This window comes from Novosphingobium sp. TK46, from assembly GCF_055361525.1.
Genome location: NZ_CM143963.1, coordinates 664,986 through 686,612, shown reverse-complemented (window position 1 = coordinate 686,612; position 21,627 = coordinate 664,986). Strand labels below are relative to the sequence as shown.

At 64.7% G+C, this 21,627-nt stretch carries 18 protein-coding genes, 1 tRNA gene and 1 other RNA gene; 11 read left to right on the top strand and 9 right to left on the bottom strand.

Annotated features, from left to right (window positions below):
- Positions 1-28: 28 nt before the first annotated feature.
- Positions 29-244, bottom strand: coding sequence for a hypothetical protein (locus tag ACXJ1Z_RS03175; protein ID WP_463779479.1), 216 nt, complete (start codon positions 242-244; stop codon positions 29-31).
- 128 nt (positions 245-372) lie between these two features.
- On the opposite strand from ACXJ1Z_RS03175, the gene ACXJ1Z_RS03170 reads away from it, so the two are divergent.
- The 4 genes from ACXJ1Z_RS03170 to clpX all read left to right on the top strand — a co-directional run bounded on the left by ACXJ1Z_RS03170 (position 373) and on the right by clpX (position 4,465).
- A tRNA-Leu gene (locus ACXJ1Z_RS03170) sits at positions 373-457 on the top strand.
- Between the two features lie 60 nt (positions 458-517).
- Complete coding sequence (gene tig / locus ACXJ1Z_RS03165; protein WP_463779477.1) at positions 518-2,104, top strand: trigger factor; 1,587 nt, start codon at positions 518-520, stop codon at positions 2,102-2,104.
- 283 nt (positions 2,105-2,387) lie between these two features.
- The gene (clpP, locus tag ACXJ1Z_RS03160; RefSeq protein ID WP_463779475.1) at positions 2,388-3,065 is read left to right on the top strand and encodes an ATP-dependent Clp endopeptidase proteolytic subunit ClpP; all 678 of its coding nucleotides are present in this window, start codon (positions 2,388-2,390) and stop codon (positions 3,063-3,065) included.
- Positions 3,066-3,202: 137 nt separating this feature from the next.
- Complete coding sequence (gene clpX, locus ACXJ1Z_RS03155) at positions 3,203-4,465, top strand: ATP-dependent Clp protease ATP-binding subunit ClpX (RefSeq protein WP_463779473.1); 1,263 nt, start codon at positions 3,203-3,205, stop codon at positions 4,463-4,465.
- Positions 4,466-4,603: 138 nt separating this feature from the next.
- Here the strand turns inward: clpX and ACXJ1Z_RS03150 are convergent, their stop codons facing one another.
- A complete protein-coding gene (locus tag ACXJ1Z_RS03150) occupies positions 4,604-5,518 on the bottom strand; it encodes a cation diffusion facilitator family transporter (protein ID WP_463779472.1) in 915 nt (304 codons plus the stop codon).
- 410 nt (positions 5,519-5,928) lie between these two features.
- On the opposite strand from ACXJ1Z_RS03150, the gene ACXJ1Z_RS03145 reads away from it, so the two are divergent.
- The gene (locus tag ACXJ1Z_RS03145) at positions 5,929-9,288 is read left to right on the top strand and encodes a TonB-dependent receptor (protein ID WP_463779470.1); all 3,360 of its coding nucleotides are present in this window, start codon (positions 5,929-5,931) and stop codon (positions 9,286-9,288) included.
- 160 nt (positions 9,289-9,448) lie between these two features.
- Positions 9,449-10,066: a carboxymuconolactone decarboxylase family protein gene (locus ACXJ1Z_RS03140; RefSeq protein ID WP_463779469.1), complete on the top strand. Its 618-nt coding sequence runs from the start codon at positions 9,449-9,451 to the stop codon at positions 10,064-10,066.
- A gap of 3 nt (positions 10,067-10,069) precedes the next feature.
- On the opposite strand, the gene mtgA is transcribed toward ACXJ1Z_RS03140, so the two are convergent.
- The 7 genes from mtgA to ACXJ1Z_RS03105 form a co-directional block, all read right to left on the bottom strand.
- Positions 10,070-10,738 carry a monofunctional biosynthetic peptidoglycan transglycosylase gene (mtgA, locus tag ACXJ1Z_RS03135; protein WP_463779468.1) on the bottom strand — a complete coding sequence of 223 codons (669 nt, stop codon included), beginning with the start codon at positions 10,736-10,738 and terminating at the stop codon, positions 10,070-10,072.
- Positions 10,739-10,841: 103 nt separating this feature from the next.
- Positions 10,842-12,050, bottom strand: a complete 1,209-nt coding sequence (locus tag ACXJ1Z_RS03130; RefSeq protein ID WP_463779466.1) for an ABC transporter permease — start codon at positions 12,048-12,050, stop codon at positions 10,842-10,844.
- Positions 12,050-12,808: an ABC transporter ATP-binding protein gene (locus tag ACXJ1Z_RS03125; protein WP_463779465.1), complete on the bottom strand. Its 759-nt coding sequence runs from the start codon at positions 12,806-12,808 to the stop codon at positions 12,050-12,052. The genes ACXJ1Z_RS03130 and ACXJ1Z_RS03125 overlap by 1 nt, the downstream gene beginning before the upstream one ends.
- The gene (locus ACXJ1Z_RS03120) at positions 12,801-14,150 is read right to left on the bottom strand and encodes an efflux RND transporter periplasmic adaptor subunit (protein WP_463779463.1); all 1,350 of its coding nucleotides are present in this window, start codon (positions 14,148-14,150) and stop codon (positions 12,801-12,803) included. Before ACXJ1Z_RS03120 ends, ACXJ1Z_RS03125 begins: the two co-directional genes overlap by 8 nt.
- A complete protein-coding gene (locus tag ACXJ1Z_RS03115) occupies positions 14,150-15,622 on the bottom strand; it encodes an efflux transporter outer membrane subunit (RefSeq protein WP_463779462.1) in 1,473 nt (490 codons plus the stop codon). The genes ACXJ1Z_RS03120 and ACXJ1Z_RS03115 overlap by 1 nt, the downstream gene beginning before the upstream one ends.
- 224 nt (positions 15,623-15,846) lie before the next feature.
- Positions 15,847-16,755 (bottom strand): RNA polymerase sigma factor RpoH, encoded by a 909-nt coding sequence (gene rpoH, locus ACXJ1Z_RS03110; protein ID WP_463779461.1) that lies wholly within the window; start codon positions 16,753-16,755, stop codon positions 15,847-15,849.
- Positions 16,756-16,848: 93 nt separating this feature from the next.
- Complete coding sequence (locus tag ACXJ1Z_RS03105; RefSeq protein WP_463779459.1) at positions 16,849-17,796, bottom strand: RluA family pseudouridine synthase; 948 nt, start codon at positions 17,794-17,796, stop codon at positions 16,849-16,851.
- Positions 17,797-17,811: 15 nt separating this feature from the next.
- Here ACXJ1Z_RS03105 and ACXJ1Z_RS03100 point away from each other — a divergent pair, with 15 nt between their 5' ends.
- The 5 genes from ACXJ1Z_RS03100 (at position 17,812) to ACXJ1Z_RS03080 (ending at position 21,204) form a co-directional block, all read left to right on the top strand.
- Positions 17,812-18,228 (top strand): M67 family metallopeptidase, encoded by a 417-nt coding sequence (locus ACXJ1Z_RS03100; protein ID WP_463779458.1) that lies wholly within the window; start codon positions 17,812-17,814, stop codon positions 18,226-18,228.
- 84 nt (positions 18,229-18,312) lie between these two features.
- Positions 18,313-18,957 (top strand): histidine phosphotransferase family protein, encoded by a 645-nt coding sequence (locus ACXJ1Z_RS03095; RefSeq protein WP_463779457.1) that lies wholly within the window; start codon positions 18,313-18,315, stop codon positions 18,955-18,957.
- 54 nt (positions 18,958-19,011) lie between these two features.
- Positions 19,012-19,716 carry an N-acetylmuramoyl-L-alanine amidase gene (locus tag ACXJ1Z_RS03090; protein ID WP_463779455.1) on the top strand — a complete coding sequence of 235 codons (705 nt, stop codon included), beginning with the start codon at positions 19,012-19,014 and terminating at the stop codon, positions 19,714-19,716.
- 9 nt (positions 19,717-19,725) lie between these two features.
- Positions 19,726-20,157, top strand: an RNA gene (rnpB, locus tag ACXJ1Z_RS03085) — RNase P RNA component class A.
- Between the two features lie 144 nt (positions 20,158-20,301).
- Positions 20,302-21,204, top strand: a complete 903-nt coding sequence (locus ACXJ1Z_RS03080) for an alpha/beta fold hydrolase (protein WP_463779454.1) — start codon at positions 20,302-20,304, stop codon at positions 21,202-21,204.
- Positions 21,205-21,627 lie beyond the last annotated feature (423 nt).

The following is a 21,627-nucleotide window of genomic DNA, read 5'->3' as shown; positions in this document are numbered from 1 at the left end:
CCCTTCTGGGAAGAGGCGCATCTGACCCTTACGCCTGCATCGGTGGCGGCATCTCGGTTGGCGCTTCGTCCGGCACGTCGACCGCCGGCACGTCGCCGGGCATTTCGTCCGGCCCGTCGGGGGTGCCGGGCTGCGTCGGTTCCTGCGGCACCGGGGTCTCGGCCGGGGCGACGTCGGGACGGTCGATATCTGGGCGCGGGGCGCCGGGGTCGGTGGCCATGCTGGTTCCTTTTTGCTGGTCCATGCGAAACGCGGGCACGGCGCGCAGGTTGCGCGCGTTCGCCAGCGCTTGCCCTAACGGGTCCATCGCTATAAGGGGCCATCCCTTGAGTTTCTGACCACGACCGCAAGGTCGACGGTCGGGCACGCTTTGCGGGCGTGGCGGAATTGGTAGACGCGCTGGTTTTAGGTACCAGTATCGTAAGATGTGGGGGTTCGAGTCCCTTCGCCCGCACCAATTTTCCGCCGCTGCGAGGATGCCCGGCCGCAATCGAATTGCACAGGAAGGCATCGTAACATGCAGATCGTCGAGACCACCAACGAGGGCCTGAAGCGCGCTTATACGGTGACCATCCCCGCCAAGGAGATCACCGCCCGCATCGAGGGCGAAGTGAAGCGCATGGCGCCGCAGATCAAGATGCCCGGCTTCCGCCCCGGCAAGGTGCCCGCCAACCTCGTCAAGAAGATGCACGGTCCCGCGCTCCATCAGGAAGCGCTGCAGACCTCGATCAAGGAAGCGATGGACAAGCTCGTCGCCGACAATGCGCTGCGTCCCGCGATGCAGCCCGATGTCGCGCTTGGCGAAGGCTACGAACAGGGCAAGGATGCCGAGCTCTCCGTCAGCCTCGAAGTGCTGCCCAAGATCGAGGCGCCCACGCTCGACGGTCTGAAGCTCGAGAAGCTGGTCGTTCCCGTTACCGACGAGCAGGTCGACGAATCGGTCGAGCGCATCGCCGGCCAGCAGAAGAACTACGAAGCCGCCGAGGGCCGCGCCGCCGAAGATGGCGACCAGGTACTTTGCGATTTCGTCGGCAAGCTGAACGGCGAGGAGTTCGAAGGCGGCAAGGCCGAGAACCAGGCCATCGTCATCGGCTCGGGTCGTCTGATTCCGGGCTTCGAAGAGCAGCTGATCGGCGCCAAGGCCGGTGAAGAGCGCACGATCACCGTCAAGTTCCCCGAGGACTACGGCGCCGAGAATCTTGCCGGGCAGGATGCGACTTTCGACATCACCGTCCATGAAGTGAAGGTGCCGGCCGAACTCAAGATCGACGAGGACTTCGCCAAGCAGCTCGGGCTCGAGAGCCTGGAGCAGCTGCGCGGCCTGCTGCGCGGTCAGCTGGAGCAGGAAACCGCAGGGCTCACCCGCACCCAGATGAAGCGTCAGTTGCTCGACCAGCTCGCAGCCGGCCACGACTTCGACGTGCCGCCGACCATGGTCGAGGCCGAGTTCGACCAGATCTGGCAGCAGCTGCAGCAGGAAGCGGCCAACGAGGACGATGCCGAAGCCGCGCGCGCCGAGATCGAGGCCGAGAAGGACGACTACCGCAAGATCGCCGAGCGCCGCGTGCGCTTGGGCCTGCTGCTGTCCGAGATCGGCCAGAGCAACGGCGTCGACGTTTCCGCGCAGGAAATGCAGATGCTGCTTCAGCAGGCCGCGCAGCAGTATCGTCCCGAGGATCGCCAGCGCTTCGCCGAATACATCCGCAGCGACCCCATGGCCGCTGCCCAGCTGCGTGCTCCGCTGTACGAAGACAAAGTCGTGGATTTCCTGATCGAGAAGGCCGAAGTGACCGAGCGTGAAGTGACGCGCGACGAGTTGCAGGCCGCGATCGAAGCCGATGCCGACGGCAATGTCGAAGGCGCCGACGCTCAGGAAAAGCCCAAGAAGTCGGCCAAGAAGGCGAAGGCCGCCGATAGCGCCGACGAAGCCACCACCGAGCCGGCAGGCGACGATGGCGAGCCGAAGAAGGCGAAGAAGAGCGCCGTCAAGAAGAAGGCCGACGTTGCCGAAGAAGACAGCGCAGCCGAGGCCGGCGACGATGCGGTCGAAGGCGACGCCAAGCCCAAAAAAGCATCCAAGAAGGCTGCGAAGTCCGAAGACTGATCCTGGTCGTTTGGTTGCAAGCAAGAAAAGGCGCTGCGGGACACCGTGGCGCCTTTTTCGCATCCTACGCGGCGGCTTTGGCCTTGTAAAAAAACCCGTGTCTATGGCTGGCTGCGGGCCCGGTAATACCGCCCGAAACCTGCGCGGTCGAACAGGGCGCGATCGTAGCGCAATCGATCTATCCCCAGCCACATCCTCCGACGCCCCGCCGATACCGGCTTAATCCCCTTGAACAAACGCAAGTGGCACGCGACATAGGCGGACCAGATTGAAGAGGACATCCATGATCGACTTGTTCGGCGCATCGGGCGCCCAGGGTAAGTTCAGCCAAGACCCGGTCACGGGTGCGCTCGTACCCATGGTGGTCGAACAGACCAGCCGTGGCGAGCGCAGTTTCGACATCTTCTCGCGCTTGCTGCGGGAGCGTATCGTGTTCGTGACCGGCGGTGTCGAGGATCAGATGGCCTCGCTGATCGTGGCCCAGCTGCTGTTCCTGGAGAGCGAGAATCCCACCAAGGACATCTCGATGTACATCAACTCGCCCGGTGGCGTGGTGACGGCCGGCATGGCGATCCACGACACCATGCAGTACATCCGCCCGCGCGTGTCCACCGTGTGCATCGGCCAGGCGGCATCGATGGGCAGCTTTCTGCTTGCCGCCGGCGAGCCCGGCATGCGCATCGCGCTGCCGAACGCGCGCATCATGGTTCACCAGCCGTCGGGTGGCGCACAGGGCATGGCCTCGGACATCGAGATTCAGGCGCGCGAGATCTTGCGCATGCGCCGTCGTCTCAACGATCTGTACGTGAAGTACACCGGCAAGTCGCTTGACGACATCGAGAAGGCGATGGACCGCGACACTTTCCTCGAGGCCGACGAGGCACTGACATTCGGGCTCGTCGACAAGGTGTTCGAGAGCCGACCCGATTCGGAAAAATCGGCAGACGACTCGAAAGCCTAGAGATACGACCTAGAATGAGGGGTGGGACCGGTCCCACCCTTCACCTTGCCGCAAGGTTATCGGGCTAGGATTGATCAACCGGCCACCCGCAGAGTAAGGGTGGCGAGTCGCCCCGAGCCGGGGCAGCAAGACAGAGAATGACGAAATTGAGCGGATCTGACGCCAAAAGCACCCTGTACTGCAGCTTTTGCGGTAAATCGCAGCACGAGGTGCGCAAGCTCATCGCTGGGCCGACGGTCTTTATCTGCGACGAGTGTGTCGAGCTTTGCAACGACATCATCCGCGAAGAGACCAAGGCCGGGATCGCCGGCAAGAAGGATGGCGGCGTCCCGTCGCCGCGCGAAATCTGCGAGACGTTAAGCGATTACGTGATCGGCCAGGACCGCGCCAAGCGCGTGCTGTCCGTAGCGGTGCACAACCACTACAAGCGGCTCAAGCACTCGGGCAAGTCGGGCGACGTCGAGCTTTCGAAGTCGAACATCCTGCTCATCGGCCCCACCGGTTCGGGCAAGACGCTGCTGGCGCAGACGCTCGCCAAGACTTTCGACGTACCTTTCACGATGGCCGATGCGACGACGCTGACCGAGGCCGGCTATGTCGGCGAGGATGTGGAGAACATCATCCTCAAGCTGCTGCAGTCGTCCGACTACAATGTCGAGAAGGCACAGCACGGCATCGTCTATATCGACGAAATCGACAAGATCAGCCGCAAGGCCGAGAACCCGTCGATCACGCGCGACGTATCGGGCGAGGGCGTGCAGCAGGCGCTGCTCAAGCTGATGGAGGGCACCACGGCATCGGTTCCTCCGCAGGGTGGCCGCAAGCATCCCCAGCAGGAGTTCCTGCAGGTCGATACGACCAACATCCTGTTCATCTGTGGCGGTGCCTTTGCCGGCCTCGACAAGATCATTTCGGATCGTTTGCAGAAGCGCTCGATCGGCTTCGGCAACCACGTCGCCGATCCCGACAAGCGTCGTATCGGTGAGCTGCTGCAGAAGGCCGAGCCTGAGGATCTGCTGAAGTTTGGCCTGATCCCCGAATTCGTCGGCCGTCTGCCGGTGATCGCGACGCTCGAGGATCTCGACGTGGTCGCACTGGTCAAGATCCTGCGCGAGCCCAAAAACGCCCTGATCAAGCAGTACGCCAAGCTGTTCGATCTCGAGGATGTCGAACTGACGTTCACCGACGAAGCGCTCGAAGCGATCGCGCAGCGCGCCATCGAACGAAAGACCGGCGCGCGGGGCCTGCGTTCCATCGTCGAAAGCATTCTGCTCGATACGATGTTTGACCTGCCGACCGAGAACAACATCGCCGAGGTGGTGGTCGACAAGGATGTCGTCGACGGCCGCAAGGAACCGGTTCGCGTCCACAAGGGCGACAAGGCCGAAGAAGCGGCCTGACGGATCAACCAATGCGGAGTAAATACGGGCGGGTCACCTGTGTGACCCGCCCGTTTCTTATGGCGTCGTTCGCCGCGCGTTCGCAATGGCCGTGGGCGTCAATCGCCGCCGCCGCCGATCCCGTCTCCGGTAATGCCTCTAGACGACATCGTCGGCCTGGAGCGCGCAAACATGTTCGTCCGGCTCGATCTGCAGGGTCGGATGGCCGATCCCGAAGCGGTGGTCCAGTTCATGAGTGACGTCATGGAGGAACGACCCGTCCGGCATCTGCGGCATGACGAGATGCGCGGTGAGCGCGGCTTCGGTGGTGCTCATCGGCCAGACGTGCAGGTCATGGACCCGCTGCACGCCGGGTAGTCCCTGCAGATAGCGGCGCACCTCCGCCAGATCGATTCCCGCCGGGACGCCGAGCAGGCCCAACCGTAGCGAATCGCGCATCAGGCCCCAGCTTGACCAGGCGATTACCGCGGTGACCAGCAGAGATGCGGCCGGGTCGATCCACGTGGCACCGGTCCACATGATAAGGAAGCCCGCGACCACCACGGCGGCCGATACCGCGGCGTCGGCCATGAGGTGGACGAAGGCGGCGCGCACGTTGAGGTCCGACTTGCTGCCGCGCGCGAATAGCATCGCCGACAGGAAATTCACCGCGATGCCGATCGCTGCCACCCAGATGATCATCGAACTGGCGACAGGCGCCGGTTCGGACAGGCGACGGATCGTCTCGACCAGAATCCCGCCGATCGCCACCCACAGCAAGGCAGCGTTGGCCAGGGCGGCAAGGATCGATGAGCTTTTCAAACCATAAGTGAAGCGTTCGGATGGAGCGCGTGCGGCCAGTACGCTGGCGATCCAGGCAAGCACCAACGACAGGACATCGGACAAATTGTGACCCGCGTCCGCAACGAGCGCCATCGATCCGCTGACCAACCCCGCCGCGATTTCCCCAACCACGAAGATCAGGTTGAGCCCGACTGCGATGCCGAAGGTCATGCCGCGCCCGGCCGCCGGGGGGGCGTGGTGGTGATGGTGATCGTGATGGCCGTGATCCATGCGGCCGCTCTGCAACCATCATGATCGCGAAGCAACAGAACGCGTCGATCGATCACGGATTTGCGATGCGCGAAGCAATTAAGATGGCTTTCGAGTGATAAATATGCCGCATCGCAGCAAAATGTATGCAGTGCCGCTGCACTGTCACAAACGGTGCGCTATGAGCCAAACATTGACGACATGCCAAAAGCTTAGTCGCCGATGGTGGCGGGGCAACTTCGCTCGAAAAAAGGTTCGCCAGCAACCGATCGTTACGTCCTTGACCTGACGTGCGAGCCAAGGCGCGGGTGGATCATCGGTCCGGAGGCACAAGCGGAATGCGGGGTTCAGCTTTCCGTCCGAGCTTGCGGCATGTCGTGCGGCGATGAGCACCACCGGGGGTGGCGCTCTTCTACAGGGGACACATTACGATGCATCTTAGGTATTTGCTTGCCGCAAGCGCGGCGACAGTCTCGCTCGTAGGCGCTTTCGCCACGCCGGTGATGGCCCAGGAGACCACGGCTTCGATCTCGGGAACGGTGACGAGCGACAGCGCTCCGGTTCAGGGTGCGACGGTAGAGGCCCTGAACACGGCGACCGGTTCGCGTACCACCGCAACGACCGGACAGAGCGGCGGCTATTTCCTGACCGGCCTGCGTCCGGGCGGTCCCTACACCGTAACGGTCAAGGCGCCGGGCAAACCGGACTCGACCGTTACCGACATCAGCACCGTCGTGTCGCAGACCTTCGAACTTCCGATCGATCTTTCGGGTGCGGACGCGATCGTCGTCACGGCCAGTCGCATCAAGGGTGCGGGTTCGATTTCCCGCGGTCCGGCCACGGTGCTGAATTCCGAGCAGATCGCCAACGTCGCAACGGTCAATCGTGATCTTCGCGACCTTATGCGCCGCGACCCGTTCGCGCGCCTGGACGACACCCCATCAGGTGGTCGCGCGGTATCTTTCGCCGGGCAGAACGCGCGCTTCAACCGCTTCACCGTGGATGGCGTGCCGATCACCGACAACTTCGGCCTCAATCCGGACGGCTTGCCCAGCCGCCGGTCGCCGATCCCGCTCGATTCGATCGGTCAGTTCCAGGCCCGGGTCGCCCCTTACGACGTGCGTGACGGCAACTTCCAGGGCGGCATCGTCAACGTCATCCTGCGTTCGGGCACCAACGACTTCCAGGGCACCGGCTTCTTCGCCTATTCTTCGGACGAACTGTCGGGCAAGAAGACCAAAGCAGGCCCCGGCGTGCCAACCGGCCGCGTGACCCTGCCCAACTTCGAATACAAGAACTATGGTGCTGAGCTTTCCGGCCCTCTGATCAAGGACAAGCTGTTCTTCATGATCGCGGGTGAGCGAATTCGCGCCCCGCGTCCGATCTCGGAAGGCCCCGGGGACAATAACGCCGGCGTGGCGATCCCGAATTTGCTCCAGAGCAATATCGACACGATCTCCGCAATCGCTTCGTCACGTTATGGCTATGACACTGGCGGCGTCGTCAACAGCAACGGCGACAAGGATGACCGTCTGGTCGGCAAGCTCGACTTCAACATCTCGGACACGCAGCGGCTTTCGGTCACCGGCACGTATGCCAAGGACGAGTTGATCCTGACCAACAATACCAGCCCCAATGCCGCGACGGCGCAGCTGGGTCTGGAATCGAACGCATATATTCAGGGCAACGAGCTTTGGACGGCCGTGGCTCAGTTGAACTCGGACTGGTCGGACAACTTCTCCACCGAAGTTCGCGGTTTCTACAAGGACTACAAGCGCATCCAGGATCCGCTCCTAGGCCGTGGCTTCGCGCAGATGACCGTCTGTAATGCGCCGACCTCGGATCGTACGAGGCCGGGGGCGGCAGGCGCCGGTGCGGCGGTGAACTGCGAGCCGGGCTTCGCTCGCGTTTCGTTCGGTCCCGACATCTCGCGTCAGACGAACGCGCTGAACACGCAGACCTGGGGTGGCCTTGTTCAGGCGCGCCTGACGATGAACGATCACGACCTGCGTGTCTTCACCGAAATCCAGCACGTCGACGTGTTCAACGCCTTCCTCAGTTCGTCGAACCCGGCGGCCGGCACCAGCGGTGCGTATTACTTCGACTCGATCGCCGACTTCCAGGCAGGCAACGCGCAAAGCTTCGGCTACATCAACGCGGTGCCTTCGCTGAACCCGGACGACGCGTCGGGTATCTTCAGCTACATGAGCTACACCTTCGGCATCCAGGACAACTGGCGTATCAACGACAAGCTGTCGGTCAGCTATGGCGCGCGCTATGACGTGTATGGCAGCGACAGCCGCCCGGCACTCAACCCCAACTTCACCAACCGTTACGGCTATGCCAACACCGCGTTCCTGTCGGGCCGTGGCGTATTCCAGCCGCGCTTCGGCTTCGATTTCACCCCGGTGCGCTCGCTGAGCATCCGTGGTGGTCTGGGTATCTTCTCGGGTGGTACGCCGGACGTCTATCTGTCGAACAGCTTCTCGAACACGGGTATCCTGTCGAACCTGATCAACATCACCCAGAACAACAACGGCACCTACGCAGGGGCGAGCCCGGCCATCGCGGCACTTGGCCCGGTGGCGCTGACCAACGTCAACGGGACTACGATCCCGGCGGCGGTGAATGCCCAGCTGGTCAACGGGGTTTCGGCCGCCGCGACCAACGCGACCGACCCGAAGTTCAAGATTCCGTCGCAGTGGCGGGCCACCTTGTCGGCGGACTGGACCCCGACCTTCGGCGAGAGCGCGTTCGGCCGTGGCTGGACCTTCGGTGCCGACGTGTTCTATTCCGATGTTCGCGATCAGGTGTTCTTCACCGATGCCCGTTCGGTCCCGACCGCGCTGACTACGCCCGACGGTCGCGTGCGTTATCGCTCGCTCACCACCTTCGACGACACCTTCAACGACATCATCCTCACCAACACCAGGAAGGGCCGCAGCTATGTCGCTGTCGCCCGCTTCCGCAAGGATTTCGACTTCGGCTTGAACCTGGGCGGCAGCTACACCTATCAGGACATCAAGGACCAGACGCCGGCAACGTCGTCCACCGCCGGATCGAACTACGCCAACGGCGCGTTCCTGGAAGCCAACGGTGCGGCGTACGGTATCTCGAACGACGAGGTGAAGCACAACTTCAAGTATGACGTGACCTTCGATCACGCCTTCTTCGGCGATTACAAGACCACGCTGGCCTTGTTCGGCGAGACTCGTATCGGTCGTCCGTACAGCTACACGTTCCAGGATACGAGCCCGCGCCGCAGCGCCATCTTCGGCACGACCGGTTCGACCAGCCGCTATCTGATGTACGTGCCGACCGGTCTCGACGATCCGCGGGTTTCGTATGACAGCGCTACCACTGCGACGACGCTGAACAACTTCTTCGATAGCTCGGGCCTGTCGAAGTATCGGGGTGGCATCGCTCCACGCAATGCCTTCAACTCCAAGTGGTTCACCCGGATCGATCTTCACGCCGCGCAGGAAATCCCTGTCCCGGGCTGGTCGAAGGGACGGTTCCAGGTGTTCGCCGATATCGAGAACTTCACCAATTTCCTGAACAAGAAGTGGGGTCAGATCCGCGAGTATCAATTCTCGTACACCGCCGTCGCTGCTCGCGTGGCCTGCCTTACCGCGCCGACACCGACGGGGACGAACGGACCGGTCGCGACCAACTCCGGCCAGGCTTGCGCGCAGTATCGCTACAGCCTGCCGACGGCGACCCCGAGCGATACGATCTACGCACCGCAATCGCTCTACACGATCCGCGTGGGGGCGCGCTTCAGCTTCTAAGGCTGGCGACATCGCGAAAATTGCAGGAGGCGGCCTTCGGGTCGCCTCTTTTTTTGTGCCGCACTCCTCCGCGCCTTCCCGCCGGCGATGGAGGCAATTTTGGCTGGTCGCTGCGCGCATCCACGGATAGCCTGCCGGCAAAACAAGGACAGACGGTGGGATGACGATGATGGAAGCCGATCCGGAACAGCGCATGATCGAAATCACGGGTGCGCCCGAGCGCTTGTCGAGCTTGTCGGCGCAACATCTGGATGCGCGTCATCTTGCGGCGATCGAGCAACTGCGATTGATGCTCGCCTATCCCGAAGATCTGCCGCTGCACTCGTTCTATGCCATCCTGGCGCACAGTCCGGACCTGTTCGCGACCTACATGGATTTCGGTGTGGCGATCACCATGCGCACGGCGTTGCCGACGCGATGGCGCGAATTGCTGATCTTGCGCACGGGGTGGCTATGCGGCGCCCCTTATCAATGGGGCGAGCATGTCATCACCGGGCGCCAGGCGGGTCTGACCGAGGCCGAGATCGAGCGGGTGACGATCGGCGCGGACGCGGACGGGTGGGATGCGCAGGATCGCGCGATCCTGCGCGCGGCCGAGGAGCTCCACGCGGCGGCGATGATCGGGGATGAAAACTGGGCGCTGCTGGCGGGCTTTCTCGACGAGCGCCAACTGCTCGAAGTGCCGATGGTCGTCGGCCACTATCACACCACGGCTTACGTCCAGAATTCGCTGCGCGTCGCGCTCAATGACCACAATCCCGGGCTTTCCGCGCGCTAGGCGTCAGTCGTAGATGCAGGCGTCCAGGCCGCTGCGCCGGACCGTGCCAAGCCGCGCAGCGACGGCGTTGCCATACCGGCGCGTAAAGCCACGGGGGTTCTTGACGCTGCGCTTCTTGGGGCTGGGGAGGGCGGCGGCCATGCGCGCGGCCTCGCTCGCCGAAAGGTGCGCGGCGGACTTGCCGAAGTAGCGCTGGGCGCCCGCTTCGACGCCGTAGGTGCCAAGCCCGGTCTCGGCGACGTTGAGGTACATCTCCATGATCCGCCGCTTGTCCCAGACGCTTTCGATCAGGAATGTGAACCACACCTCCAGCCCCTTGCGCGCGTAGCGGGTCCAGCCTTCGCCTTGCCACAGGAACACGTTCTTGGCGGTCTGCTGACTGATGGTCGAGCCGCCGCGGATGCGACCGCCGCGCGCGTTGCGCTCCATCGCCTTTTCGATCGCGACCGTGTCGAAGCCGTTGTGCAGGCAGAACTTGGCGTCCTCGGCGGCGATCGCGGCATCGACCATGCTGCGATCGATCCGGCTGAGCGGGGTCCAGTCCTTGGTGATGCCGTTGGCATCGACCAGCATCGTCACCGTGACCGGCGGCGGGACGAAGCGGAACAGCACCACCAGCCCCAGGCTGACGGCGACGAACCAGAACACAGCCTTGGCGAGAAAGCGCAGCATGGACCCCCTGTGCACGGCTAGAGCGATCCTCCGCGCGCAGCAGCATTAGCGGCTTGCGGTGCTTGGCGGCAACCGGTTCTCGGCCCTGCGGAGCGTGAAAGCCTTATTCGTGGCGCAACGCGTCGATCGGGTTGAGCGAGGCCGCGCGCCGGGCGGGGAAATAACCGAAGACGATGCCGATCACCGCGGAGATCAGGAACGATACGATGTTGATCTGCAGATCGAACGTCCACGGCACCTGCAGCAGCGGCGTGACCGCCACGATCACCAGTTGCGCGAGGATCAGTCCGACGATGCCGCCCAGGCACGACAGCACGATCGATTCGACCAGGAACTGCATCAGCACCTCGTTGGCGACAGCGCCGATGGCGAGGCGGATGCCGATCTCGCGGGTGCGTTCGGTGACCGAAACCAGCATGATGTTCATGATGCCGATGCCGCCGACGACGAGGCTGATCGCCGCCACCGCCGCGACGATGCGGGTCAGCAGCTGGGTGGTTCCGGTCAGGGTGTCGGAAATCTGCTTGGTGTCGAAGATGTTAAAGTCGTCGGTCTTGCCGCCGGTGATCTTGCGCCGCTCGCGCAGGAGGTCGGTGAGCGCGGCCTGGACCTGCGTGGTCGAATAGGCATCGTCCACGCCGATCAGGATCATGCGGATGTCGGTCGACCCGGTGAAGCGGCGCTGCACGGTCTTGATCGGCATGATGACGACATCGTCCTGGTCACCGCCGAAGCCGCCCTGGCCGCGCGTGCTCAGCGTGCCGATCACGTCGCAGCTGATCGCACCGACGCGGATCCGTTCGCCCACCGCGCTGCCGCCGTTGAACAGGTTCTTGGACACGGTGTTGCCCAGGATGCAGACCGATTTACCCGCCGCTTCTTCCGCGGGCATGAAGGTGCGCCCCGACGCCATCGGCCAGGGCTGGACCTTGAAGTAGGCGTCGGTGGTGCCGTTGACGGTAGTCGACCAGTTCGCGCCTTCATAGATCGCGGTGGCGCTGGTCTGCGCCTGTGGTGCGACCGCGACGATGCCGGTCAGCTGCTGGCGGATCGCGGTAACGTCATCGGGCTCGAACGGTGGCGGCTGGGGGCCACCGCCGCCGCGCCCGAAGCCCTGGCCAGGGCGGACTTGCAGAATGTTGGTGCCCAATGCCGAGATCTGCTGCTGCACCGCCGCCGTGGTCGCCTTGCCCAGCGTCACCATCGTCACCACCGCGCCGACGCCGATGACGATGCCCAGGATCGTCAGGAAAGAGCGCAGGATGTGCCGGCGGATCGAACGGATCGCCAGCAGGAACACGGTGCCCAGCATCAGGCGGACGCCCCGGAGACGGACGCCCCAGAGACGGACGATTGGGCGACCGGCGCCCCGGCGACATGGTTCGCCTCGATGCGATCGACCAGCCCGTCCTTGAAGTGGACGACGGTGCGCGCGAACGCGGCCATCTCCGGTTCGTGCGTGACCATCAGCACGGTGATGCCGCTGTCGCGATTGAGCCCGGTGAGCAGCTGCATGATTTCGACCGAGCGTTCCGAATCGAGGTTGCCGGTCGGCTCGTCGGCCAGCAGCACGTCGGGCGAGGTGACGATGGCACGCGCGATGGCGACGCGCTGCTGCTGTCCGCCCGACAGCTCGGCCGGGGTGTGGTCCCACCACTCGGCCAGGCCGACCTTGTCGAGCGCGGCCATCGCCGTCTTGCGCCGCGCGACTTTCTCGTCGCCGCGATAGAGCAGCGGCAGTTCGACGTTCTCGAGGGCAGAGGTGCGCGCCAGCAGGTTGAAGCCCTGGAATACGAAACCGAGGTACTTGCGACGCAGCAACGCGCGCTCGTCGCGGGTGAGCGTTTCGATATGATGGCCCTTGAACAGGAACTGCCCCGTCGTTGGCATGTCGAGACAGCCCAGGATGTTCATCGTCGTCGACTTACCAGAGCCGGACGGCCCCATCACCGCCACGAAGTCGCCGCGCATGATGTCGAGGTCGACGCCCTTGAGCGCCTGGAACGCGGTTGCGCCGCTGCCATAGACCTTCACGACGTTACGCAGCGAGATCAGCGGGCTGTCAGCCACTCTTGGTCTCGTCCGAAAGCTGGCCGGTGATCACGTCCATGCCGGGGTTGAGCCCGCCCGAAAGCACCTCGGTCATCGTGCCGTTGGTCTGGCCGGTAACGATCTGGATCGGCTGCGGCTTGCCGTCCGCACCCTTGATATAGATCGTCTGCTTGCCGGTCGCCTTGCCGGTGGTGGCCGTCTTCTCGCCGCGTCCGCCACGCCGGGGCGGGCGGAACGACAGCGCGCCGGCGATGCCGCCGCCGCCCGAGCCCTTGGCACTGTCGCCCGCGCTGGTGGTGGCAGGCGTGAAGCGCAAGGCGGCGTTCGGGATCAGCAGCACATTCGGTTTGTCGGCGGTGACGATATCGGCGGTCGCGGTCATGCCGGGGCGCAGTTGGCCATCACGATTGGCGACCGAGAGATCGGCCGCATAGGACACGACTTGTCCGGTGGTGCCGGTCGTGGTCGTCGTGGTGCTGCTGGAACTGGCCGACGAGGCGGACAGGTTCGAGCCGATGTCGACCCGCGTGATCGCGGCTGGGAAGGTCTTGCCGGGGAACGCGTCGACGGTGAAGCTGGCCTTCTGGCCCTGCTTCACCGCGCCGACGTCGGCCTCGTCGATCGCGACCTCGAGCTTCATCTCCGACAGATCCTCGGCGATGACGAACAGCGTCGGCGTGTTGAACGACGAAGCCACGGTCTGGCCGGGATCGACCTGGCGGGCGAGCACCACGCCCGACACCGGCGAGCGGATCACCGCACGGGCGCGCTGAGTCTGGGTCTGGCCCAGCACGGCCTCGGTCGCGACGACGTTGGCGCGGGCGACGCCCAGCGCCGCGCGCGCGCGCTGTACGTCGGCGCGACCGGTCTGCAGCTCGGTGCGCGATGGCACCTTGCCACCCGACAGGCGGTTCACCTCTTCGAGCCGCGCGAGTTGCGCCTGGGATTCCGCCACGGTGGCGCGGGCCTGCTCGACCTGGGCCTGGTTGGCGGCAAGCTGCGCCTTGTTCTGGCGGATCTGATCGTCGAGCTGCTCGGGGTCGATCTCGGCGAGGGCCTGCCCGGCGGCGACGGAATCGTTGACGTCGACCAGCACCTTGACCACCAGCCCCGAAAGCTGCGAGCCGACGGTCACCTGGTTGGTCGGCGCCAGCTTTCCGGTGGCGGATACCGTCGTCGTCAGGCGGCCACGCTCGGCCTTCTCGGTCGCGTATTTCGCCTCGGCCGAGCCGCCGAAGCAACGCGCCAGCAGCAGTACCAGCGCGACGACGACGAGCGCGATCGCGCCCCATTTCGCATAGCGCTTCCAGGCGGGCTGTTGCTGAACGCCGAGGAATTCGTCGAGGTTCTCTTCGGCCATTATCCGTAAGGTCCAGTCGAGGGTACAAGAGGCGTGGTCGGATCGGCGGCGGCATCCCAGCCCCCGCCCAGCGCGACGTAGAGCGATATCAGCGCGGTCGCCTTGTCGGAGCGCGCCTGCACCACGCCATTGCGCGCCGATACCAGTGCGGCTTCCTGCGTGTTGAGCGTGTTGAAGTCGGTCAGCCCGGCACGGTACTGGCTGCGCGCCAGGATCGCCGAATTGTTCGCCGCCTCGAAGGCGATCGCGAATTGCGTTTCGCGACGGCGCGCGGCGTCGAGAGCGACGGACGCGTTCTCGGTATCCTCCAGTGCCAGCAGCACTGTCTGCTTGTAAGCGGCGAAGGCGCCATCGGCGGCGGCGCGGCTCGCACGCACTTGCGCGCGCAAGCGGCCGCCGTTGAAGATCGTCTGCGCCAGGCCTGCGAACAGGTTGCCGGTGATCGTATCGAGCAAGGTGCCGGTGGAGATCGCGCGGCTGTCCAGGCTGCCGCTGATCGACAGCGCGGGATAGAGCTGCGCCTGGCTGACGCCGATCTGCGCGACGGCGGCGGCCAGCGTCCGTTCCGCCACGCGGACATCGGGTCGCTGGCGCAGCACATCGGCCGGAATGCCGAGTGCCAGCTGGTCCGGTCCGCGCGGGATCGGGCGGGGCGCCTGGAGCACTGCCTTGAACGCCCCGGGTGCCGCGCCGATCAGCACGCCGATACGCGAGACGGCACCGTTGTATTGCTGTTCGATCTGCGGGATCGCGGCGGCGGTCTGGGCACGGCTGGCGCGGGCCTGTTCGACGTCGAGCGACGAGACCAGGCCGGCCTGCACGCGCCACTGCGCGATCTGCAGGTTCTCGTCCTGGATGGCCAGGCTCTGGCGCGCGTTTTCCAGCTGGGCCTGATAGGCGCGGGCCAGCACGTAGTTCGTTGCCACCTCGCTTTGCACCGACAGCAGGGTCGCGGCCTGCTGGAAGCCGCTCGCTTCGTACTGGGCCCGGCTGGCCTCGACCGAGCGGCGTATGCCGCCGAACACGTCCGCCTGATAGCTCGCGTCCAGTCCGAGCGAGAAGTTGGACGTGCCGCCGCCCGCGCCGGTGTTGATCACGCTACCATCGGGCAGGGTCAGGGTCTGGCCACCGCCGCGCAGCGTCTCCGACCGGCTGTTTCCGCCCGATCCGGAAAGCGATGGCAGCAGCGCCGCGCGCGACACGATCAGGGATTCGCGTGCCTGACGCAGGCGCGCGACGGCTTGAGACAGATCCAGGTTCCCGGCTGCGGCGCGCGCGATCAGGTCGTCGAGGATCGGATCCTGGAAGCGGCTCCACCACCGGTCGACCTGGCCCGGAGCGGCTTGCGCGGGGACCGACCATCGATCGGGTACGCCCAGCGCCGTCGCGGGTGCCGGATGATAGTCCGGACCGACCGCGCATCCGCTCAGCGCAGCCAGTGCCAGCAACGCGGTGAACGCGGGTCGGGTCACGATGACGTCGTTAGCGGACAAGGGCAATTCGCGGCGAACATCCGGAGAGACTAGAAAGCACGCATGCTCAAGGCAATGCGGTTGCCCCCGCGTTCGGGCACAAACCCCGCTTTGATACCGGGATTATACAAATTGCGACCGGACGATCGGCCTGATGTCCGGCGCGCACGCAAAAAGGGCCGCCCATGATGGACGGCCCTTTTGCAGGTCGATGACTTCGGCGCTCAATTGAGCGCGGGCAGCAATCGCTTGTCTGTGGCGATACGATTCATCGCCTTCTGCAGCTTTTCGAACGCGCGCACCTCGATCTGGCGCACCCGCTCGCGGCTGACGTGATAGACCTGGCTCAATTCCTCGAGCGTCTTGGGATCGTCGGTCAGGCGACGCTCGGTCAGGATGTCGCGCTCACGCTCGTTGAGGGTGTCCATCGCCTCGACCAGCAGATCATGGCGCACGGTCTTCTCTTCGGCGTTGGCGACGATCTCGTCCTGCAGCGGATTGTCGTCCTGCAGGATGTCCTGCCACTGACCTTCGCCTTCCTCACGCAGCGAGACGTTCAGCGAGGCATCGCCGCCCATCATCATGCGCCGGTTCATGTTGACCACCTCGGTTTCGGACACGCCGAGCTTGGTCGCGATCGCGGTCACGTGGTCTGGATGCAGATCGGAATCCTCGTACGCATCGAGGTTCTTCTTCATCCGGCGCAAGTTGAAGAACAGCTTCTTCTGCGCGGCGGTGGTGCCCATTTTGACGAGGCTCCACGAACGCAGGATGTACTCCTGGATCGAGGCCTTGATCCACCACATCGCATATGTCGCCAGGCGGAAGCCACGCTCGGGCTCGAACTTCTTGACGCCCTGCATCAGGCCGATGTTGCCTTCGGAAATCAGCTCGGAAACCGGCAGGCCGTAGCCGCGGTAACCCATGGCGATCTTCGCCACGAGACGAAGATGGCTGGTCACCAGTTGCGCCGCGGCCTCGCGATCCTCATGTTCACGGTAACGCTGCGCCAGCATGTATTCCTGCTCGGGCGCGAGCACCGGGAATTTCTTGATCTCGGACAAGTAGCGATTGAGGCTCTGCTCGCCCCCAAGGGCGGGAACGGCTGGTAAATTGCGTTCCTTAGTGCTCACGTATCGGTCCTTTCTGTGTCGGCCCGCGGTCTAAGACCCAATCAGGCATCTTAGGTCGGAGCCACATGTTCAGTATAGCACACAATTCCGATTTCAGTGTCGCAATTCCCTGATGAGTGCCGACATGTCGGCGGGAATGGGGCTGAAGAACTGAACCGTTTCCCTATTAACGGGATGGAGGAAACCTAGTTCCGCGGCATGGAGAGCCTGACGGCGGAATTCCAGTTGTGCGAGAAGCGGTTTCAGCTTGGAAGGGGTGCGTCCATAGGCTGGATCCCCCAATAGCGCATGGCCGATTGACGCCATGTGAACGCGCACCTGGTGCGTGCGCCCGGTCTCCAGCCGACACTCGACCAAAGCGGCGGATTTCAGCGGTTCCAGCAGCTTGTAATGGGTCACCGCGTGCTTGCCGCGACCGTCCTCGACGATCGCCATCTTCTTGCGGTCGTGGCTCGACCTGCCGATCGCCCCTTCGATTCGCCCCGACGCCAACCGGGGTAGGCCGGATACGACGGCGCGGTAGGAACGTACGATGGAGTGGTCGGCGAATTGTTCGGCCAGGCCTTCGTGCGCGCGGTCGGTCTTGGCCACCACCAGCAAGCCCGACGTATCCTTGTCGATGCGATGGACGATCCCCGGACGCGCCACGCCGCCGATACCCGAAAGCTGGCCCCGGCAGTGATGGAGCAGCGCGTTGACCAGCGTACCGTCGAGGTTGCCCGCAGCGGGATGAACGACCAGCCCGGCTGGCTTGTCGACGACGATCAGATGCTCGTCCTCGAACACCACCACCAGCGGGATGTCCTGCGCCTCTGCCAGCGCTGGGATCGCTTGCGGCACCGCGATCGCGAAGGCGCTGGCCCCGGGGATCTTGAGCGAGGGCTGGGTGGCGGCAACATTGGCGATCGTGACACGCCCTTCCGTGATCAGCGCCTTCACCCGTTCGCGCGAAAGGCCGCTGGCATCGGCGAGCGCCTTGTCCAGCCGTGCGGCCTCGGGGCCGGTCACGCCGGAAATGATGTTTTCGTGGCCCCCATCCATCGCTAGGATTTGGGCATGACCATCGAGGTGACAAGTGGCGTGATGGCCACACTGCGCGAGGAAGCGGCCTGCGCCGCGCCGCTCGAATGCTGCGGGCTGCTGCTTGGTGGCGCGCCAGACGGTATCGGGCACGGAGCGCGGATCGAGCGGGCAATGCCGGCGGCCAACGTCTCACCCGAGCCGGCGATCCGCTTCGAGATCGACCCGTTGACCTTGCTGGCGGCGCACAAGGCGGCGCGGGGCGGCGGGGCGGCGGTGGTGGGTTACTATCATTCACACCCCACTGGCCATCCGCTGCCATCTGCAACCGATTGCGAACATTCCACCGGCGATTTGCGGGTCTGGGGCATCGTCGCGAGCGGCGAGGTTGCATTTTTTCGCGATACCGCAGATGGATTCACGCCACTTTCCTATCGAGTGATCGAAAGTTAGAGCGGTCGACACCCTCGGCAGGAACAATCCCGGCTGGTCGCACCTCGCGGCGGCGTGGCGAAGAACGGAAAAAACAGGCAAATCATGACCACAGCCGCGCTCGATCTTGCCAGCCTGCTTTGTTCTCGCCTGTGCCACGACATGCTCAGTCCGGTCGGCGCCTTGAGCAACGGCATCGAGCTGCTGGCGGATGAAAAAGATCCGGACATGCGGGCACGATGCTTCGAGCTGCTCGAACAGAGCGCCCGGATCTCGGCCGACAAGCTCAAGTTCTTCCGCCTCGCGTTCGGAGCCGCCGGCGGCTTTGGCGAGATGGTCGCGGTGAACGAGGCGCGCATCCTGGTCGATGCGCTGGTCGCCAACAACCCGCGCATCACCGTCGAGTGGGCATTGGGCAGCGACGCCTTGCCCAAGCCCGCGATCAAGACGCTGCTGAATTTCGCGCTGATCGGCATGGAAGCGCTGCCGCGCGGCGGCGTGCTGTCACTGGCGGCCGAACAGCGTGACGGCGCCAGCGAGATCGTGGTGCGCGCAGAAGGCGCTCGCATCGCCTTCGATCGCGATATCGGCCGCGCGCTGGAAGGCACCTTGCCGCCGCACGAACTGTCGAGCCGGACGGCGCCGTCGGCCATGCTCGCCGCGCTGGGTGAGACGGTGGGCGGCCAGTTGCAGTACATGCTGGGCGACGATGCACTGGTGCTCGGGGCCGTGCTGCCCGATCCTGCCTGAGCGATCGTGACGGGTGATCGCCCAATCGCCTGACATGGGGAAGGGAACGGTGCGATGAACCGCTGGCTGGTCAACAAGGTGATCGCCTCACCCAATTTCAACGACCGCAAGCTGCCGATCTCGATGGTGGTGCTGCATTACACCGGAATGCGCAGCGCGGGCGAGGCGCTGGCGCGATTGTGCGACGAATCCTCCCAAGTCTCCGCGCATTACCTGATCGACGAGGAGGGCCACGTCACCAACCTCGTGCCGGAGGAGAAGCGGGCCTGGCACGCGGGCGCCTCGTACTGGCGCGGGATCACCGACGTGAACTCTGCCAGCATCGGGATCGAGCTCGCCAATCCGGGGCACGAATGGGGCTATCGTCCGTTCCCGGAACCGCAGATGGACGCGCTGCTGCCCTTGCTGGCGGACATGATGGACCGGCACGACATTCCGCGCGCGAACGTGGTCGGCCACTCCGACGTCGCCCCGGCGCGCAAGACCGATCCGGGCGAATACTTCGACTGGGCGCGCCTGGGCCAGCTGGGCCTCGCACTGGAAATCCCCAAGGCCAAGATGAACCTGTTCTACGACAATCCGGGCGCGTTCTATCTCGCCATGGAGCGGTTCGGCTATGACATCACCGACGGACGCGGCGCGGTCACCGCGTTTCAGCGGCGTTGGCGGCCCGAATACATCGATGGCGAGATCGACGGCGAGATCGGCGGCATACTGCTGGAGCTTTTGTTGGAACGCGACGTCGGGCGTGCTAGGTGACCTCCCGCGCCGGGGAGCCGGGCAGCCGCGTCGCTATTCGTAGCGCCGAGGAAAGTCCGGGCTCCACGAAACAAGGGTGGCGGGTAACGCCCGCCGGTCTCGGTTCACGCCGGGGCTAGGGACAGTGCCACAGAGAGCAGACCGCCGACGCTCTTCGGAGCCGAGGTAAGGGTGAAAGGGTGCGGTAAGAGCGCACCGCGCTTCCGGTAACGGCAAGCGGCAAGGTAAACCCCACCCGGAGCAAGACCGAATAGGGGCTGCGTGCTGGCGTCGGCGAAAGCCGGGAGATCGGCGGGTCTGTTTCGGACCCAGGCAGCCCGGGTTGGTCGCTGGAGCGGTGCAGCGATGCACCGCGTAAGAGGAATGGCTGCCCATGCCGCGTGGGTCTCTCACGAGATACCGCCGGCAAGACAGAACCCGGCTTACAGGCTCCCCGGCGCAATTGATGGAAAGAGGGTCGGGCGCGCGGACGGCGCCCCCGATCGTGTCCGCTATCGCGCGATAATTGGTGGTGCGCTTGCCGGTTTTATCGGTAAGTCTACCTATCAACGCGTGATGCTGCCGCGTTTTTTTGGGGAGACTGACGTGCGCTATGCGATCGTTCTGGCTGGCGTCGTGGTCGCCGGGCTGCTCCTGCTGGTGTTCAGGCCAGCGGCGGGCATCGCGCGGGATCCGCAGGCGGCATTCAAGGCCGCCGGGCAGCGTGCCGCCCCGCCGCTGGCGACGATCCGATATGGCGCGGCACCACAGCAGGTCGCAGATCTGCGCATTCCGTCGGGCAAGGGACCGTTTCCCGTCGCCGTCATCATTCACGGTGGGTGCTGGAGCGTCAGCGCCGTCGATCACGCCGGCATCGCCGGGCTGGCCGACGCGCTCGGCAAGCGCGGCTTCGCGACCTGGAACATCGAGTACCGCGTTCTGGGCGACGCCGGTGGCGGCTGGCCCGGATCGTTCGAGGATGTCGCGGCGGCGACCGACAAACTGGCGGAGGTCGCGGCCGGCTATCCCCTCGATCTGACGCGGGTGACGGTCGTGGGCCATTCGTCCGGCGCCCATTTCGCCTTGTGGGTCGCCTCGCGTCCAAGGCTGGCCGCGCCGTGGTCGGCAGCGGTCGTGCGACCGATCAGCGTGGTCGCGATCGACGGACCGGCATCGCCGGCATCGTTCATCGGTATGGACGCGCAAGCCTGCGGCCGACCGGTCATCGTGCCGATGATGGGCGGAACGCCGCAGGAAAGACCGGAGCAATACGCCCTCGCGTCACCGGCCGATCACCTGCCGCTGGGGGTGCATCAGTTGTTGGTCGGCGGCGCATTCGCCAAGCTGATGCACGACTATGCCGATGTCGCGCGAGCGAGCGGCGATACGGTGGACCTGATCGAGCCGGGCGGTGCCGACCATTTCGACATCGTCACCCCCGGCACGACCAATGGCGACGCCGTCGTCGACTACATTGCGGCCAAGGCCCTGGTTCCGGCTCGCCGCTGACAGTTGGCTCAAGTCCACGCGGCTTGACAAAAGTAACCAGATAGGCTATATGGCTGAGCATCGGAGCAATCCGGTAAACGGCAGGTGCGGGCGGACAGGGCCTTGTTCGACACTAACCCGCACCGTGCGGCCGGCGCTTCACAGACGGGCGCCTGCACCCAATGCGATTGCTGACGATCGGCATACCGGCGGTACGTCCGCAGGCTCTCCCGATCGTTCAAACCGGCGGTGTTCTGCGAACCTTTCGCCGCCCGGGCTTCGCATGACAATAAGGTCGAGTTGACGGTCCGCTTCTCGCGCTTCCCCCGTTAGCCAGTCGCAAGATGGAACGCGAGCCAAGCCTGTCGCGCCAGGCACCCCGCGCCGGCCACAACGTCCGCCGTGTGTTTCCCTTGGCGTAACCCCCGCGCTCGCTGGCGGGCG

Coding starts and splice junctions, on each gene's coding strand:
- ACXJ1Z_RS03175 (WP_463779479.1), bottom strand. CDS start 244: ATGGACCAGCAAAAAGGAACCAGCATGGCCACCGACCCCGGCGCCCCG.
- tig (WP_463779477.1), top strand. CDS start 518: ATGCAGATCGTCGAGACCACCAACGAGGGCCTGAAGCGCGCTTATACG.
- clpP (WP_463779475.1), top strand. CDS start 2,388: ATGATCGACTTGTTCGGCGCATCGGGCGCCCAGGGTAAGTTCAGCCAA.
- clpX (WP_463779473.1), top strand. CDS start 3,203: ATGACGAAATTGAGCGGATCTGACGCCAAAAGCACCCTGTACTGCAGC.
- ACXJ1Z_RS03150 (WP_463779472.1), bottom strand. CDS start 5,518: ATGGATCACGGCCATCACGATCACCATCACCACCACGCCCCCCCGGCG.
- ACXJ1Z_RS03145 (WP_463779470.1), top strand. CDS start 5,929: ATGCATCTTAGGTATTTGCTTGCCGCAAGCGCGGCGACAGTCTCGCTC.
- ACXJ1Z_RS03140 (WP_463779469.1), top strand. CDS start 9,449: ATGACGATGATGGAAGCCGATCCGGAACAGCGCATGATCGAAATCACG.
- mtgA (WP_463779468.1), bottom strand. CDS start 10,738: ATGCTGCGCTTTCTCGCCAAGGCTGTGTTCTGGTTCGTCGCCGTCAGC.
- ACXJ1Z_RS03130 (WP_463779466.1), bottom strand. CDS start 12,050: ATGCTGGGCACCGTGTTCCTGCTGGCGATCCGTTCGATCCGCCGGCAC.
- ACXJ1Z_RS03120 (WP_463779463.1), bottom strand. CDS start 14,150: ATGGCCGAAGAGAACCTCGACGAATTCCTCGGCGTTCAGCAACAGCCC.
- ACXJ1Z_RS03105 (WP_463779459.1), bottom strand. CDS start 17,796: ATGGATGGGGGCCACGAAAACATCATTTCCGGCGTGACCGGCCCCGAG.
- ACXJ1Z_RS03100 (WP_463779458.1), top strand. CDS start 17,812: ATGACCATCGAGGTGACAAGTGGCGTGATGGCCACACTGCGCGAGGAA.
- ACXJ1Z_RS03095 (WP_463779457.1), top strand. CDS start 18,313: ATGACCACAGCCGCGCTCGATCTTGCCAGCCTGCTTTGTTCTCGCCTG.
- ACXJ1Z_RS03090 (WP_463779455.1), top strand. CDS start 19,012: ATGAACCGCTGGCTGGTCAACAAGGTGATCGCCTCACCCAATTTCAAC.